The sequence below is a fragment of the Streptomyces sp. Mut1 genome, from assembly GCF_030719295.1.
GTDB lineage: Bacteria > Actinomycetota > Actinomycetes > Streptomycetales > Streptomycetaceae > Streptomyces > Streptomyces castrisilvae.
This window is the reverse complement of the sequence record NZ_CP120997.1, coordinates 1,402,876-1,417,419: the sequence shown is the minus strand read 5'-3', so window position 1 is coordinate 1,417,419 and position 14,544 is coordinate 1,402,876. Positions and strand designations below refer to the sequence as shown.

The 14,544-nt window shown below is 72.8% G+C and carries 16 protein-coding genes; 13 read left to right on the top strand and 3 right to left on the bottom strand.

Features of this window, described 5'->3' with window-relative positions:
• Positions 1–81 precede the first annotated feature (81 nt).
• The 8 genes from P8A18_RS05880 (at position 82) to P8A18_RS05845 (ending at position 7,246) form a co-directional block, all read left to right on the top strand.
• Positions 82–1,053 carry a segregation and condensation protein A gene (locus P8A18_RS05880; protein ID WP_306052372.1) on the top strand — a complete coding sequence of 324 codons (972 nt, stop codon included), beginning with the start codon at positions 82–84 and terminating at the stop codon, positions 1,051–1,053.
• Positions 1,050–1,697, top strand: coding sequence for an SMC-Scp complex subunit ScpB (gene scpB / locus P8A18_RS05875; protein ID WP_306052370.1), 648 nt, complete (start codon positions 1,050–1,052; stop codon positions 1,695–1,697). The genes P8A18_RS05880 and scpB overlap by 4 nt, the downstream gene beginning before the upstream one ends.
• Positions 1,697–2,845, top strand: coding sequence for a pseudouridine synthase (locus tag P8A18_RS05870; RefSeq protein WP_306052368.1), 1,149 nt, complete (start codon positions 1,697–1,699; stop codon positions 2,843–2,845). Before scpB ends, P8A18_RS05870 begins: the two co-directional genes overlap by 1 nt.
• Positions 2,846–2,977: 132 nt before the next feature.
• Entirely contained in the window at positions 2,978–3,631 is a 654-nt protein-coding gene (pnuC, locus tag P8A18_RS05865) for a nicotinamide riboside transporter PnuC (protein ID WP_306052366.1), read from the top strand.
• Positions 3,628–4,707, top strand: a complete 1,080-nt coding sequence (locus P8A18_RS05860) for an AAA family ATPase (protein WP_306052364.1) — start codon at positions 3,628–3,630, stop codon at positions 4,705–4,707. The genes pnuC and P8A18_RS05860 overlap by 4 nt, the downstream gene beginning before the upstream one ends.
• Positions 4,704–5,438 (top strand): NUDIX hydrolase, encoded by a 735-nt coding sequence (locus P8A18_RS05855; RefSeq protein WP_306052362.1) that lies wholly within the window; start codon positions 4,704–4,706, stop codon positions 5,436–5,438. The genes P8A18_RS05860 and P8A18_RS05855 overlap by 4 nt, the downstream gene beginning before the upstream one ends.
• Positions 5,435–6,451, top strand: a complete 1,017-nt coding sequence (locus P8A18_RS05850) for an ADP-ribosylglycohydrolase family protein (protein ID WP_306052360.1) — start codon at positions 5,435–5,437, stop codon at positions 6,449–6,451. Before P8A18_RS05855 ends, P8A18_RS05850 begins: the two co-directional genes overlap by 4 nt.
• 3 nt (positions 6,452–6,454) lie before the next feature.
• Positions 6,455–7,246, top strand: coding sequence for a nucleotidyltransferase domain-containing protein (locus tag P8A18_RS05845; RefSeq protein WP_306052358.1), 792 nt, complete (start codon positions 6,455–6,457; stop codon positions 7,244–7,246).
• Here the strand turns inward: P8A18_RS05845 and P8A18_RS05840 are convergent.
• The gene (locus P8A18_RS05840) at positions 7,235–7,951 is read right to left on the bottom strand and encodes a nucleotidyltransferase domain-containing protein (RefSeq protein ID WP_306052356.1); all 717 of its coding nucleotides are present in this window, start codon (positions 7,949–7,951) and stop codon (positions 7,235–7,237) included. The genes P8A18_RS05845 and P8A18_RS05840 overlap by 12 nt on opposite strands.
• 129 nt (positions 7,952–8,080) lie before the next feature.
• Between P8A18_RS05840 and aroH the strand changes: the two genes are divergently transcribed.
• From aroH to der, 5 genes are all read left to right on the top strand, one after another.
• Entirely contained in the window at positions 8,081–8,443 is a 363-nt protein-coding gene (aroH, locus tag P8A18_RS05835; RefSeq protein WP_306052354.1) for a chorismate mutase, read from the top strand.
• Entirely contained in the window at positions 8,440–9,525 is a 1,086-nt protein-coding gene (locus P8A18_RS05830; protein ID WP_306052352.1) for a prephenate dehydrogenase, read from the top strand. The genes aroH and P8A18_RS05830 overlap by 4 nt, the downstream gene beginning before the upstream one ends.
• A 126-nt stretch (positions 9,526–9,651) precedes the next feature.
• The gene (gene cmk, locus P8A18_RS05825; protein WP_306052350.1) at positions 9,652–10,368 is read left to right on the top strand and encodes a (d)CMP kinase; all 717 of its coding nucleotides are present in this window, start codon (positions 9,652–9,654) and stop codon (positions 10,366–10,368) included.
• A complete protein-coding gene (locus tag P8A18_RS05820) occupies positions 10,365–11,069 on the top strand; it encodes a lysophospholipid acyltransferase family protein (RefSeq protein ID WP_306052348.1) in 705 nt (234 codons plus the stop codon). Before cmk ends, P8A18_RS05820 begins: the two co-directional genes overlap by 4 nt.
• Before the next feature lie 64 nt (positions 11,070–11,133).
• On the top strand, positions 11,134–12,603 hold the full coding sequence (der, locus tag P8A18_RS05815; protein ID WP_306052346.1) for a ribosome biogenesis GTPase Der: 1,470 nt from the start codon (positions 11,134–11,136) through the stop codon (positions 12,601–12,603).
• A gap of 101 nt (positions 12,604–12,704) precedes the next feature.
• On the opposite strand, the gene P8A18_RS05810 is transcribed toward der, so the two are convergent.
• Together P8A18_RS05810 and P8A18_RS05805 are read right to left on the bottom strand one after the other, a co-directional pair.
• Complete coding sequence (locus P8A18_RS05810) at positions 12,705–13,055, bottom strand: hypothetical protein (RefSeq protein ID WP_306052344.1); 351 nt, start codon at positions 13,053–13,055, stop codon at positions 12,705–12,707.
• A gap of 152 nt (positions 13,056–13,207) precedes the next feature.
• A complete protein-coding gene (locus P8A18_RS05805) occupies positions 13,208–13,990 on the bottom strand; it encodes a DUF8842 C-terminal domain-containing protein (protein ID WP_306052342.1) in 783 nt (260 codons plus the stop codon).
• Positions 13,991–14,544: the final 554 nt, after the last annotated feature.

The following is a 14,544-nucleotide window of genomic DNA, read 5'->3' as shown; positions in this document are numbered from 1 at the left end:
GGAGGGCCACCGCGGCCGAGCGGTCCGGCCCCTCCCGTACGGGCCGCCGCCGCCCGTGTCCCCGCCGCACCCTGGATCTCCATGCCGACACCCCACGAGCCCGCCCGCACCGCTCGCCGCCCCCTGGGCCGCGGGCCGGGGACAGGGCCCGAGCGCGAGCCCGCGCCCGTGGACGAGCCGCCCGCGCCGGCCCCGGCTCAGGCGCCCGCACCGCGGGAGGTCCGTGAGGCGCCCGAGGACGGCCGTTTCACCGTGCGGCTCGCGAACTTCGAGGGGCCCTTCGACCTGCTGCTCCAGCTGATCTCCAAGCACAAGCTGGATGTGACCGAGGTCGCGCTGTCGAAGGTCACCGACGAGTTCATGGCCCACATCCGGGCGATGGGGCCGGACTGGGACCTGGACCAGACGACCGAGTTCCTGGTGGTCGCCGCGACCCTGCTCGACCTGAAGGCCGCCCGGCTGCTCCCGGCGGCCGAGGTGGAGGACGAGGCTGACCTCGCGCTCCTGGAGGCCAGGGACCTGCTCTTCGCCCGGCTCCTCCAGTACCGCGCGTACAAGCGGGTCGCCGACATCTTCAGCGGCCGCCTCGAAGCGGAGGGCCGCCGCTTCCCCCGTACCGTCGGGCTCGAACCGCACCACGCCGAGCTGCTGCCGGACGTCGTCATCAGCATCGGCCCGGAGGGCTTCGCCCGGCTGGCTGTGAAGGCGATGCAGCCCAGGCCCCGGCCGCAGGTCTACGTCGACCACATCCACGCCCCGCTGGTCAGCGTGCGCGAGCAGGCGGGGATCGTGGTGGCGCGGGTCCGCGAGGCGGGGGAGATCAGCTTCCGGGCGCTCACCGAGGACGCGCCGGACACCCTGACCGTCGTCGCCCGCTTCCTCGCCCTGCTGGAGCTGTACCGGGAGAAGGCCGTCGCCCTGGACCAGGACGTGGCGCTCGGCGAGCTGCTGGTGCGCTGGGCCGGGGGAGCCGGGGCCGGGCCCACCGTGACGGACGAGTTCGACCAGGAGGCCCCGGACGCCTCCGATACCCCGCAGGATGTGACGCCATGAGCGAGCAGGACCCCACCGGCTCCGCCGTCGCTGGCCTCGACCTCAAGCCCGCGCTGGAGGCCGTCCTCATGGTCGTGGACGAGCCCGCGACCGAGGAACACCTCGCCAAGATCCTGGAGCGGCCCAGGCGGGCCGTCGCCGCCGCGCTGCGGGAGCTGGCCGACGAGTACACCGCGCAGCGCCGGGGCTTCGACCTCCGGCTGGTCGCGGGCGGCTGGCGCTTCTACACCCGGCCCGCCTACGCGGCGGCCGTCGAGGGCTTCGTCCTGGACGGCCAGCACGCCCGGCTGACCCAGGCCGCGCTGGAGACCCTCGCGGTCGTCGCGTACCGGCAGCCGGTGAGCAGGTCACGGGTCTCCGCGGTGCGCGGGGTGAACTGTGACGGGGTCATGCGGACCCTGCTGCAGAGGGGCCTCGTGGAGGAGGCGGGCACGGAACCCGAAACAGGTGCGATCCTGTACAGGACGACGAACTACTTTCTGGAGCGGATGGGCCTGCGTGGCCTGGATGAGCTCCCGGAGCTCGCGCCCTTCCTCCCCGAGGCGGAGGCGATCGAGGCCGAGACGCCAGAGGGTGTGCCGTCGTTCGATCCGGACGCACCGGACACCCCGGATACTCACGCAGACGACAAGACGGACTTTTGATGCGAAGCAGCGGCAGGAACAGCGGTAGTGGCGGCAGCGGCGGGGGCCGGAGCGGCGGCAGGAACAACAGCGGCACCGGGAGGAACAGCAACCCGAACCCGCGGACTCCCCGCTCCGAGCGCGACGACCAGCGGCAGGAGCGGCCCCGCCGGCCCCGCCCCGAGGAGCGCAGCTACGACGTGGGCTCCGACAAGCCCGGCGGCGGCCAGGGCGGTGTCCGCAAGGGGCGCGGCGCGGCGGCCCGGGGCGGTGCCAAGGGCGGCCCGAAGAGCGCGCAGGGCGGTTCGAAGGGCGGCGCCCGGCGGGGCCCGTACGGCGCCCCGGCGCGCCCGCGCGAGCTGGACGCCAAGATCGAGCAGCGCAACCGCGACAGGTACGCGAACAAGCCCGAGATCAGGACCCCGAAGACGCACCCGGGCGCCGAGCAGGAGGGCGAGCGGCTCCAGAAGGTCCTCGCCCGCGCCGGCATGGGCTCGCGGCGTGCCTGCGAGGAGCTGATCGACCAGAGCAGGGTCGAGGTGAACGGCGAGATCGTCGTCGAGCAGGGCATGCGCGTCGACGTGCACAAGGACGAGATCAAGGTCGACGGGCTGACCGTCGCCACCCAGTCCTACCTGTTCTTCGCGCTGAACAAGCCGGCCGGTGTCGTCGCCTCGATGGAGGACCCGGACGGCCGCCAGTGCCTCGGCGACTACGTCACCAACCGCGAGACGCGGCTGTTCCACGTGGGCCGTCTCGACACCGAGACCGAGGGCATCATCATGCTCACCAACCACGGTGAGCTGGCCCACCGCCTCACCCACCCCAGGTACGGCGTGAAGAAGACCTACCTGGCGGCCGTCCAGGGCCCGCTCCCGCGCGACCTGGGCAAGCGGCTCAAGGACGGCATCCAGCTGGAGGACGGCTACGCCCGCGCCGACCACTTCCGCGTGGTGGAGAACACCGGCAAGAACTACCTGGTCGAGGTGACCCTGCACGAGGGCCGCAAGCACATCGTCCGCCGGATGCTGGCCGAGGCGGGCTTCCCCGTCGACCGGCTGGTGCGGACGGGCTTCGGGCCGATCGCGCTGGGCGACCAGAAGTCGGGCTGGCTGCGCCGGCTGACCAACACCGAGGTGGGCATGCTGATGCGCGAGGTCGGCCTGTAGCCGTACCCGCCCAGCGTTCGAGAGGCCCGCGGCCGGTCCCGATCCCGGATTCTTCCGGAAGGGAACCGGCCGCGGGCCTTTCGTACGACCGGGCGAACCTTTATAGTCATAGTGACTATTAAGGAGGCGGGCGTGAGTCTCGCGGACATACTCGATCCCCTTCAGCAACCCCTGGTGACGGTCCTGGACACCCCGGTCAGCTGGACCGAGGTGCTGGGCTTCGGCAGCGGGGCGCTGTGCGTCTGGCTCGTGGCCCGCCAGCACCTCGCCAACTGGCCGATCGGCATCGCCAACAACCTCTTCTTCATCCTGCTGTTCACCCAGTCCGGCCTGTACGCCGACGCCGGACTCCAGATCGTCTTCATCGCCCTCGCCGCGTTCGGCTGGTGGACCTGGACCCACGGGGGTGGACCAGGGACGGACACGCTGCCGGTGCGGCGCACGACCCGCACCGAGTGGACCTGGCTGCTCACGGCGGGGGCGGTGGGGACCGTCGCGCTGACCGTCCTGCTCGACCGGGCCACCGACTCGACGGTCCCGGTCTGGGACGGCCTGACCACCGCGCTCTCCCTGGCGGCGACCTACGGACAGTGCCGCAAGCTGGTCGAGTCGTGGTGGCTGTGGATCGCCGCCGACATCGTGTACATCCCGCTGTACGCGTACAAGGAGCTCTACCTGACCTCGCTGCTGTACGCCGGCTTCCTGACGCTGTGCCTGATCGGCCTGCGCAACTGGCGGCGTGACCTCACCGCCCTCACCCCGCGACCCGCGAAGGCCCTGGCATGAAACGCTTCCCGCACGGACTCGTGCTCGGCAAGTTCTACCCGCCGCACGCCGGCCACCACCACCTCGTCCGCACCGCGCGGGCCCGCTGCGAGCGGCTGACCGTGCTGGTCTGCGCCGCGTCGGTGGAGTCCGTACCGCTCGCCGACCGGGTCGAGTGGATGCGCCGCGCGCACCCGGACGTGACGGTGGTGGGCGCCGTGGACGACACCCGCATGGATCTCCACGACCCCGCGATCTGGGACGCCCACATGGCGGTCTTCACCGGGGCGGTGCCCGAGCGGGTGGACGCCGTCTTCACCTCGGAGTCGTACGGGGACGAACTGGCCCGCCGCTTCGGCGCCGAGTCCGTCTGCGTCGACCCCGCCCGCACCGCCTACCCGGTCTCCGGCACCGCCGTCCGCGCGGACCCGGCCGGCTGCTGGGACTTCCTCGAAGCACCGGTCAGGGCGGCGCTCGCCCGCCGCGTCGTCGTCCTGGGCGCCGAGTCCACCGGCACGACCACGCTGGCCCGCGAGCTGGCCGCCCACTACCGGCGGCGCGGCGGGGTGTGGGCGCGCACGGGGTACGTGGCCGAGTACGGGCGTGAGTTCAGCGAGGAGAAGCTGGCCGAACTGCGCGCCCGGTGGCCCCGGGCCCAGTGGGAGGACGTCACCTTCACCACCCACGACTTCCCGCTGATCGCCGAGGTCCAGAACGCCCGCGAGGAGGAGGCGGCCGGCACCGGGTCCCCGGTGCTCGTCTGCGACACCGACTCCTTCGCCACGACCGTCTGGCACGAGCGGTACGTCGGCGGCCGCAACCCCCTGGTCGAGCGGATCGCGGACCGGGCCCGCCACCACCTGTGGCTGCTCACCGACCACGAGGGCGTCGCCTTCGAGGACGACGGGCTGCGCGACGGGGAGGAGCTGCGGCCCTGGATGACCGACCGGTTCCGGGCCGAACTCACCCGGACCGGGCGGCCGTTCATCGAACTGACCGGCAGCCGCGAGGAGCGCCTGGCCCGCGCGGTCGAGGCCGTCGACACCCTGCTCGCCGAGGGCTGGGACTTCGCCGCGCCCCTCCCGGAGCACCGATGAGCGCCGCAGCCCCCGAGGGGTACGACCCGCACGCCTTCGAACCGTTCGCCGTCACCGTCGACCTGGCCGTCTTCACGGTCCGCGACTCCCGGCTGCACGTCCTGCTCGTCGAACGCGGCGAGGCCCCGTACAAGGGCCACTGGGCGCTGCCCGGCGGCTTCGTCCTGCCCCGCGAGTCCGCGGGCGTCGCGGCCCGCCGGGAACTGGCCGAGGAGACCGGGCTGAGCGGCGACACCGTCTCCGGCCTCCACCTGGAACAGCTGCGCACCTACAGCGACCCCGACCGCGACCCCCGGATGCGCGTCGTCTCCGTCGCCTACACGGCCCTCGTCCCCGACCTGCCCGAACCGCGCGGCGGCGGGGACGCGGCGGGCGCCCGGTGGTGGGACACGGGCCTGACCGGCCCCCTCGCCTTCGACCACGACCGCATCCTCACCGACGCCCGCGACCGCATCGGCGCCAAACTCGAATACACCTGCCTGGCCACCGCCTTCTGCCCGGCGCACTTCACCCTGGGCGAGCTCCAGCAGGTCTACGAAACCGTCTGGGGCGTCCCGCTGGACCGCCCCAACTTCCGCCGCAAGGTCCTCGCCACCCCCGGCTTCGTCCAGCCCGCCGAGGGCGCGCCGCGCCGGACCGGCGGACGCGGCAAACCGGCCGCCCTCTACCGGGCGGGCGACGCCACCACCCTGCACCCCCCGCTGCTGCGACCCGAAGGACGGAACACATGACCACGACCCGCACGCGGAGGGCGGCCACCGGATCGCTGACCGGGCTCGCGCTCGGCGACGCGCTCGGATTCCCGACCGAGTTCAACGACGTGCCGTCGATCCTCGCCAAGTGCGGGCCCTGGCGCGAGATGGAACTGCCGCGGCCCGCCTTCGTCACCGACGACACGCAGATGACCCTCGCGCTGGGCCGCGGCGTCCGCACCGCCATGGACGGCGGACTGCTCACCCCCGAGCGGCTGGTGGACCCGGTGCGCGCCGAGTTCGTCGCCTGGTACCACTCGCCCGACAACAACCGCGCCCCCGGCCGCACCTGCCTGGAGGCGTGTGAGCTGCTCGACGGCGACCGTGTCTGGCAGGAGGCCAGCCGGACCGGCTCCAAGGGCTGCGGCGCCAATATGCGCGTCGCGCCCATCGGCCTCGTCCCCGGCCTCAGCGACGAACAGCGCGCCGGAGCGGCCCAGCTCCAGTCCGCGCTCACCCACGGCCATCCGACGGCCCTGGCCGCCTCCGACCTGACGGCCCACGCGGTGTACCTGCTCGCCCACGGCGCCGAACCGCTCGGCCTGATCGGCCAGCTGCGCTCGTACGCGTACGAGAACCGTGACCGTTACCTCACCCGGTGGCTCGGGGACCTGTGGCGCCACACGCACGACGCCTCGCCCGAAGCGTTCATCAGCCGGGGCTGGGACGAGTGCCTGGCCGCGCTGGAGACCGTCCGGGACGCCCTGCGCGACCCGTCACCGGAGACCGACCCGTGCGAGCGGACCGGGGACGGCTGGATCGCCGAGGAGGCCCTCGCCACGGCCCTGCACTGCTTCCTGCTCTTCCCCGGCGACCCCGTCACCGCCCTGCGCCGGGCCGCCTGCACCCGGGGCGACTCGGACTCGATCGCCTGTCTGACCGGCGCGCTGGCCGGCGCGCACCTGGGGGACGAGGTCTGGCCCGACGCGTGGGCGGAACGGATCGAGTACCGCAGCGACCTGCTGTCGCTCGGGGCGCTCTGGGACGCTTGAGCCATGCCTTCGCACGTCACACTCCTCCAGGAGGCCGGTCTGCCGGTCACCGACCTCGGCCCGGTCCTCGCCGAGGAACGCCACCCGCTGCTGTTCGCCACGGTCTCCGGGGCTCATCTGTACGGGTTCCCGTCCCGGGACTCGGACGTGGACCTGCGCGGGGTCCATCTGCTGCCCGCCGAGGACCTCCTCGGGCTCCGTGAGCCCGAGGAGACCAGTTCGCGGATGTGGGACCGGGACGGCGTGGAGATGGACCTGGTCACCCATGATCTGCGCAAGTTCGTCCGGCTGATGCTGAAGCCCAACGGCTATGTGCTGGAGCAGTTGCTCTCGCCGCTGGTCGTGCACACGACCGCGCTGCACACCGAACTGATCTCCCTCGCACCGGACGTCCTCACCCGCAACCACGCCCACCACTACCGGGGTTTCGCCAACACCCAGTGGCGGCTCTTCGAGCGGACCGGCGAGCTCAAGCCGCTGCTCTACACCTTCCGGGCGCTGCTCACCGGCATCCATCTGATGCGCGGCGGCGAGGTGCTCGCCCATCTGCCGACGCTTCTCACCCATGTGCCGGCGCCCGCCTATCTCCCCGGTCTGATCGCGGCCAAGGCCGAGGCGGAGCACCGGGGCGCGGACGGGGTCGAGAGGGCGGTGGTGGCCCGGGACGTCGAGGCGCTGCACGGGGTCCTCGACGCAGCGCAGGCGGCTTCCGCGCTCCCGGAGCGGCCCGGCGGCTTCGACGCGCTGCACGACCTCGTGGTGCGCGCCCGGCGCGCCCCGCTCTCAGCCGGCTGAGGTTTCCCCGTCCGCCGCCAGGGCCGACGCCCGGCGGGTGCGGATCAGGAAGTCCTCGACGCGCGCCCGGTCCGGCTCGGGCGGCAGCGGGGAGGCGGTGGCCGCCTCCTCGTTCTCCGTGGCCAGGAGGGTCATGCGGCGCTCCACCTCCGGCCAGGGCACCTCGCCCCGCTTGACCGCGAGCAGGACCTCGCGGGCCGGGCCCACGTCGATCGTCAGTTCGCCGGTGCGCAGCAGTTCGCGGCTGCTGGTCAGCAGGCGCAGCAGGTGCATGGCGTGCTTCCAGCGCGGGGCGCCGTACTGGCGGACGTCGGCCTCCAGCTTGCGGCGCTGGCCCAGCGCGTACCGTACGAACGTTTTGTGCGCGTGGCGGGAGAGGAACGCCCCGCGCAGGGCGAGGAGTTCGCGGCCGGTCGCGTCGATCCGTTCCACCAGGGGCGAGTGCAGGCACTCCAGTACGTTGGGGTTGGCCCGCAGCGCCAGCTCGCAGAAGCGTTCCAGCTCCCAGGAGAACTGCTCGTCGGCCGGGCCGTCGACATGCGTGGGCGGCTTGTCGAAGCGCCAGAACAGCGGGGTCGGCGCCAGGTACACACCACGCAGGTCGGTGTCGCTGCCCTCCGTCGCGAGACCGAAGGCGCGCGAGCCCATCACGCAGGAGTACACGGTGTGGCCGCGCACCAGGTCCTCACCGGTGGGAGTGATCATGCGGGGGAGGGTACGCGAGGGCCCGCTCCGGGCGCGTCTCATAAAAAGGGCGGCCGGGCGGGGGACCCCGCCGCCCCTCTACGCTGAAGCACAAGCACACGAAGCGGTGGGACGAGCAAGGAGCACGACGTGGCGGTACGAGCGGTCCGCGGGGCTGTCCAGCTGGAGCGGGACGAGGCCGGACACATGGACGAGCAGGTCAGCGCCCTGCTCACCGCCGTCCTGGAACGGAACGAACTCGTCGCGGACGACCTGATCAGCATCTGGTTCACGGCCACTCCCGACCTGCACAGCGACTTCCCGGCCGCCGCCGCACGCGGCATAGGGATCGTCGACGTCCCGCTGATCTGCGCCCAGGAGCTGGACATCGAGGGCGCCATGCCCCGGGTGGTCCGCATCCTCGCCCACATCGAGACGTACCTGGCCAAGGCCGAGATCAGCCACGTCTACCTCGGCGCCACCGCCGCCCTGCGCAAGGACATCGCCCAGTGAGAACCGCCGTCGTCATCGGAACCGGCCTCGTCGGCACCTCCGCGGCCCTCGCCCTCGCGAGCCGCGGCGTCCGGGTCCACCTCGTCGACCACGACCCCGAGTCGGCCAGGACCGCCGCCGCGCTCGGCGCCGGTACGGACGAGCCGGCCGAGGGCCCCGTCGACCTGGCGATCGTCGCCGTACCGCCCGCGCACACCGCCGCCGTGCTCGCCACCGCGATGCGCGACGGCGTCGCCCGGGGCTACCTCGACGTCGCCAGCGTCAAGGGCGGTCCGCGCCGCGAGCTGGAGGCGATGGGGGCCGACCTCGCCCCGTACATCGGCTCCCACCCCATGGCCGGCAAGGAGCGCTCCGGGCCGCTCGCCGCCACCGCCGACCTCTTCGAGGGGCGCCCCTGGGTCCTCACCCCGACCCCGGGCTCCGACACCGAGGTCCTCAACCTCGCGCTCGAACTGATCGCGCTCTGCCGCGCCGTCCCGGTCGTCATGGACGCCGACGCCCACGACCGGGCCGTCGCCCTCGTCTCCCACACCCCGCAGCTGATCTCGTCCATGGTCGCCGCCCGGCTGGAGGACGCCGACGAGACCGCCGTACGCCTGTGCGGCCAGGGCATCAGGGACGTCACCCGCATCGCGGCCTCCGACCCCCGGATGTGGGTCGAGATCCTGTCCGCCAACCCCGGACCCGTCGCCGACGTCCTCGCCGGGGTGGCCGCCGACCTGGACGAGACCGTCGCCGCGCTGCGCGGGCTCCAGTCCGCCGACGAGGACAAGCGGCGCGCGGGCACCGAGGGCATCCAGGACGTCCTGCGCCGGGGCAACGCCGGCCGGGTCCGGGTGCCCGGCAAGCATGGCGCCGGCCCTGCCGCGTACGAGGTCGTGGCCGTCCTCATCAGCGACCGCCCCGGCGAACTGGCCACGATCTTCGCCGACGCGGGCCGGTCCGGGATCAACATCGAGGACGTGCGCATCGAGCACGCCACCGGCCAGCAGGCGGGCCTCGTCCAGCTCATGGTCGAACCCAGCTCCGCCCCCGCACTGGCCGCCGCCCTCCGGGAACGGGGCTGGTCGATCCGGCAGTGACCCCGGGGAGCCGGGCCCCGGGTCGCACGCTTGTCCACAGGGGTGGTCGGACCCGTCCCGGTACTCGGTAACCTTGTGCGGGGCGGGTTCACGCGTCCCCGTCCAGCCCGCCCGAGCACCAGGAAGGTGTCCACCACCGTGGAAACCGTAAGCGCCGCCGTCCGGACCGCCCCGGCCGCAGTGATCGTCGCCATCGACGGCCCCTCCGGTACCGGCAAGTCCAGCACCTCCAAGGCCGTCGCCGCCCAGCTCGGCCTGAGCTACCTGGACACCGGCGCCCAGTACCGCGCCATCACCTGGTGGATGCTGAACAACGGCATCGACGTGCGGGACGCCGCGCAGGTGGCGACCGCCGCCGCCAAGCCGGTCATCGTCTCCGGCACCGATCCCTCGGCCCCGACGATCACCGTCGACGGCGAGGACGCCTCCGGCCCGATCCGCACCCAGGAGGTCACCTCCGAGGTCAGCGCTGTCAGCGCCGTCCCCGAGGTGCGCACCCGGATCACCGAGCTCCAGCGCGCCATCGCCGCCGGAGCGGAGAAGGGCATCGTGGTCGAGGGCCGCGACATCGGCACCACCGTGCTGCCCGACGCCGACATCAAGATCTTCCTCACCGCGTCGCCCGAGGCCCGTGCCGCCCGCCGCAGCGGCGAGGTCAAGGGCTCCGATCTCGCCGCCACCAAGGAGGCGCTGATCAAGCGGGACGCCGCCGACTCCGGCCGCAAGACCTCGCCGCTCGCCAAGGCGGACGACGCGGTCGAGGTGGACACCACCGAGCTGACGCTCCAGCAGGTCATCGAGTGCGTCGTCACCCTCGTCGGGGAGAAGCGGGCCGCGAAGTGACCGACGCCACGGACGCGCCGTCCGCACGCGGAGCGGCGGTCGGGCGCGGCATCGGAATCGGGCTGATGTACGGGCTCTTCAGGCCCCGTGTCCTCGGCGCCTGGCGGGTCCCCGCCTCCGGACCCGTCATACTCGCGGTGAACCACTCGCACAACATCGACGGGCCGATGCTGATGGGCACCGCGCCCCGGCCCGTCCACTTCCTGATCAAGAAAGAGGCGTTCGTCGGCCCCCTGGACCCGTTCCTGCGCGGAATCGGCCAGCTGAAGGTGGACCGTACGACCGTCGACCGCACCGCCATCACCCACGCGCTCGGCGTGCTGGGGGACGGCGGGGCGCTCGGGATATTCCCCGAGGGCACCCGCGGCGAGGGAGACTTCGCCTCGCTGCGCTCCGGGCTCGCGTACTTCGCGGTGCGCAGCGGGGCGCCGATCGTGCCGGTGGCCGTCCTGGGAAGCACCGAGCGCCGCGGCCGGTTGATATCAGCACTGCCACCGCTGCGCAGCCGCGTCGACGTCGTCTTCGGAGCACCCTTCGAAGCCCAGGAGGGGGCGCGAAGCTCGCACGAGGGTGGTGGGAGACGGGCGGGCGGGAGCGGCAGGCGTACGCGCAAGGCGCTGGACGAGGCCACGCTGCGCATCCAGGCCCGGCTGACCGGCCACCTGGAGCATGCCGGGCGCCTCACCGGGCGCACCGGGTAAGACTTGAGTAGTGGACCGCGCGCTGCGTGGTCCATCGATGATGATGCAAAGAGGAACGGACTTCATGAACGACCAGATTCACTCCGGCGGCTCGGACCACGAGCACGGAGAGCTTGGCGATGCCGAGTACGCGGAGTTCATGGAGCTCGCCGCGCAGGAGGGGTTCGACCTCGAAGACGTCGAGGGTGCGATCGGTGAGGCCGGTCACGGACCGCTGCCCGTCCTCGCCGTGGTCGGCCGCCCCAACGTCGGCAAGTCGACCCTCGTGAACCGGATCATCGGCCGCCGTGAGGCCGTCGTCCAGGACAAGCCGGGCGTCACCCGCGACCGCGTCAGCTACGAGGCCGAGTGGGCGGGCCGCCGCTTCAAGGTCGTCGACACCGGCGGCTGGGAGCAGGACGTCCTCGGCCTGGACGCCTCCGTCGCCGCCCAGGCGGAGTACGCGATCGAGACGGCCGACGCGGTCGTCTTCGTGGTGGACTCCACCGTCGGCGCCACCGACACCGACGAGGCCGTCGTCAAGCTGCTGCGCCGGGCCGGCAAGCCCGTCGTGCTGTGCGCCAACAAGGTCGACGGGCAGAGCGGCGAGGCCGACGCCACCGCGCTGTGGTCGCTCGGTCTCGGCCAGCCGCACCCGGTCTCCTCGCTGCACGGCCGCGGCACCGGCGACATGCTGGACGCCGTCCTGGAGGCCCTTCCCGAGGCCCCGCCGCAGGCCTTCGGCTCCGCCATCGGCGGCCCCCGGCGCATCGCGCTCATCGGCCGCCCGAACGTCGGCAAGTCCTCCCTGCTGAACAAGGTGGCGAACGAGGACCGCGTCGTCGTCAACGCGCTGGCGGGCACCACCCGTGACCCGGTGGACGAGCTGATCGAGCTCGGCGGCGTCACCTGGAAGTTCATCGACACGGCCGGTATCCGGCGCCGCGTCCACCTCCAGGAGGGCGCCGACTACTACGCCTCGCTGCGCACCGCCGCCGCCCTGGAGAAGGCGGAGGTCGCGGTGATCCTGATCGACGCCAGCGAGTCGATCAGCGTACAGGACCAGCGCATCGTCACCATGGCCGTGGAGGCGGGCCGCGCCGTCGTGCTCGCCTTCAACAAGTGGGACACGCTGGACGAGGAGCGCCGCTACTACCTGGAGCGCGAGATCGAGACGGAGCTCGCACAGGTCGAGTGGGCCCCCCGGGTCAACGTCTCGGCGCTCACCGGCCGTCACATGGAGAAGCTGGTCCCGGCGATCGAGACCGCGCTCGACGGCTGGGAGACCCGCGTCCCGACCGGCCGGCTGAACGCCTTCCTCGGTGAGATCGTCGCCGCCCACCCGCACCCGGTCCGCGGTGGCAAGCAGCCCCGCATCCTCTTCGGCACCCAGGCGGGCACCAAGCCGCCGCGGTTCGTCCTCTTCGCCTCCGGCTTCCTGGAGCACGGCTACCGGCGCTTTGTGGAGCGCCGCCTGCGCGAGGAGTTCGGCTTCGAGGGCACCCCGATCCACATCTCGGTGCGGGTCCGCGAGAAGCGCGGCCGCAAGAAGTAGGCCCTCGGGTCTGTTCACGCGCATGCGACGCAGCCCCGGACCCGCTCGGTCATCGAGCGGGTCCGGGGCTGCGTCGTGCGGGGAGTCCGTCGTGCGGGGAGTCAGGCGTCCCGCGAGCCCGGGGGCAGCGCCGCGGGCCGGCCGCGCCCAGCGTGCCGTCCCACCCGCTGCCAGGAGCCGAGACTCCCGGCGCGCGTGCCCCCGCCGCCGTGGTCGCCGACGGAGGACCCGGTGCCGGCCGTGACCGCGCCGCCGGGCGCGGAGTGGCCCGAGTGCCCGCGCAGCGGGGCGCGCGAGCCGAAGAGGCCGGTGCCGAAGGCCTGGAGCCCCAGACTTTCCTCGCCGGTCCGGTCGCCCGGCAGCGCCCGGAACGAGCGGCGGTACTCGGAGTACAGCGCGTCGTAGATCGGGGTCTGGGACGGGCCGCCCGATGGGTCCTGCGAGGGACGCATGGCAGGGATCGGGCTCGGACGCTGGTGGGAGGGGTCGTATGAGTGCACATAGGTGCCAACGACCCCATCGGCCGTCGGATGCGGGCCCGCCGGAGAAACACCCGTCGGGGAAACAGCTGTTCGTCGTCGGCGCGGGGGTCGCGCGGGCACGGTCAGGTCCCGGCCAGCGGCATGGCCGCGGCGACCAGCAGCCCGCCGGCCGACGCCTTCTCCAGCGCGTCGCGCAGCAGGTCCTCGCGGGGCTGCTGGCCGATCGAGCCCGCCGGAGCGGCGTAGACCAGCACGGTCTGCGACTTGTTGGCGGCGGTCCGCCAGCCCTCGGTGACCTGGAGGGGGGCGTGCGCCTGCCACCACGCCACCGGGGAACCGCCCCCCGTGCCCGGCTGGAGCACGGCGTGCAGCTGGCCCATGGCGAGCAGGATCGACCAGCCGTGCAGCACCTCGGGCACCTGGCCCATGCGGTGGACCGGGTGGAAGCCCTGCTCCAGGAGCAGCTGGAGGAACTGGTCGCCGTCCCTGCCGTCCGTGCCGGGCCGGGCGATGGCCCCGGTCGGCTCGACCACCAGGGCGGGGTGCAGCTCGTCGTCGATCAGGACGAGGCCGCTGGTGATCCCGAGGACGGCCTGATCGGGGCTGATCCGGTCCGGCTCCGTCTGCTCGCCGCCGGTGATGCTGCGGACGGCCCCCTGGAGCTGCTCCTCGGCGACCTGGACGACCTGCGAGGGGATGCAGCTGGCGTGCGCGAAGGCGAGGACCGCGGTCTCGTCGCCGACGAACAGCACCGTGCTGGTGCGCTCCTGCTCGGAGTCGCCGGGGGTGCGGCAGGAGGTGCAGTCGTAACTGCCCGGGGCGTTGTCGCCGACGAGCAGCCGGTCGGCTTCGGCATCGCCGATCTCGGCGCGTACGTCCTCGCTGACGTCGAGCATGCGCGGCACGGGTGGCTCCTCGAACTCGGTGCGTGCGCCGGGCGGTTCCCGGCTCATGAGATGACAACGGGCGAGCCGCTGCCGGGGTCACGCGGGAAGGCGGACGGAATCGGACCGGGCCGTGCGGGGCGGGCGGGGATCAGCCGACAAAGCGGGAAAAAGCTGGCCCGGCAAGGGTGTTCGGCGGGGCGGGGAGGCAGGGGGAGGGGCCTGGGGCGTCGCCGGGCCGTACGCGCTCCGCCGGGGCGGCCGGCCGCTGGTGCGGGTGCCGGAAAGCGGGGCGCGGATCGTCCGCTATACGGTCCGGCGTGTGCGGGCCGTCCTGTCCGATGGTGTGGATATCGTCCCTGCGGGATAAGGGTGCGATAAGGGAGAGTGAATAGCGGGTGACGGCTGTCTTTGCGGGCCGTTATCCGGTGGATAATTCGGCCTCCCCGTGAGGCGAATTTCCCCCTCGTTCCGCCGCCCCGTCAATGCCTTTTGGAAGATCGTTTGCGGGGCTGTGTGATTACTGTGCGTCCGGTTGTGAATCGCACGTTCGGGTGAAGGGGTTCGAACGGGGC

Excerpts from the sequence above, each read along its gene's own strand:
- scpB (WP_306052370.1), top strand. The coding sequence starts at position 1,050 with ATGAGCGAGCAGGACCCCACCGGCTCCGCCGTCGCTGGCCTCGACCTC.
- P8A18_RS05810 (WP_306052344.1), bottom strand. The coding sequence starts at position 13,055 with ATGCGTCCCTCGCAGGACCCATCGGGCGGCCCGTCCCAGACCCCGATC.
- P8A18_RS05870 (WP_306052368.1), top strand. The coding sequence starts at position 1,697 with ATGCGAAGCAGCGGCAGGAACAGCGGTAGTGGCGGCAGCGGCGGGGGC.
- P8A18_RS05860 (WP_306052364.1), top strand. The coding sequence starts at position 3,628 with ATGAAACGCTTCCCGCACGGACTCGTGCTCGGCAAGTTCTACCCGCCG.
- der (WP_306052346.1), top strand. The coding sequence starts at position 11,134 with ATGAACGACCAGATTCACTCCGGCGGCTCGGACCACGAGCACGGAGAG.
- P8A18_RS05880 (WP_306052372.1), top strand. The coding sequence starts at position 82 with ATGCCGACACCCCACGAGCCCGCCCGCACCGCTCGCCGCCCCCTGGGC.
- P8A18_RS05840 (WP_306052356.1), bottom strand. The coding sequence starts at position 7,951 with ATGATCACTCCCACCGGTGAGGACCTGGTGCGCGGCCACACCGTGTAC.
- P8A18_RS05850 (WP_306052360.1), top strand. The coding sequence starts at position 5,435 with ATGACCACGACCCGCACGCGGAGGGCGGCCACCGGATCGCTGACCGGG.
- P8A18_RS05845 (WP_306052358.1), top strand. The coding sequence starts at position 6,455 with ATGCCTTCGCACGTCACACTCCTCCAGGAGGCCGGTCTGCCGGTCACC.
- P8A18_RS05855 (WP_306052362.1), top strand. The coding sequence starts at position 4,704 with ATGAGCGCCGCAGCCCCCGAGGGGTACGACCCGCACGCCTTCGAACCG.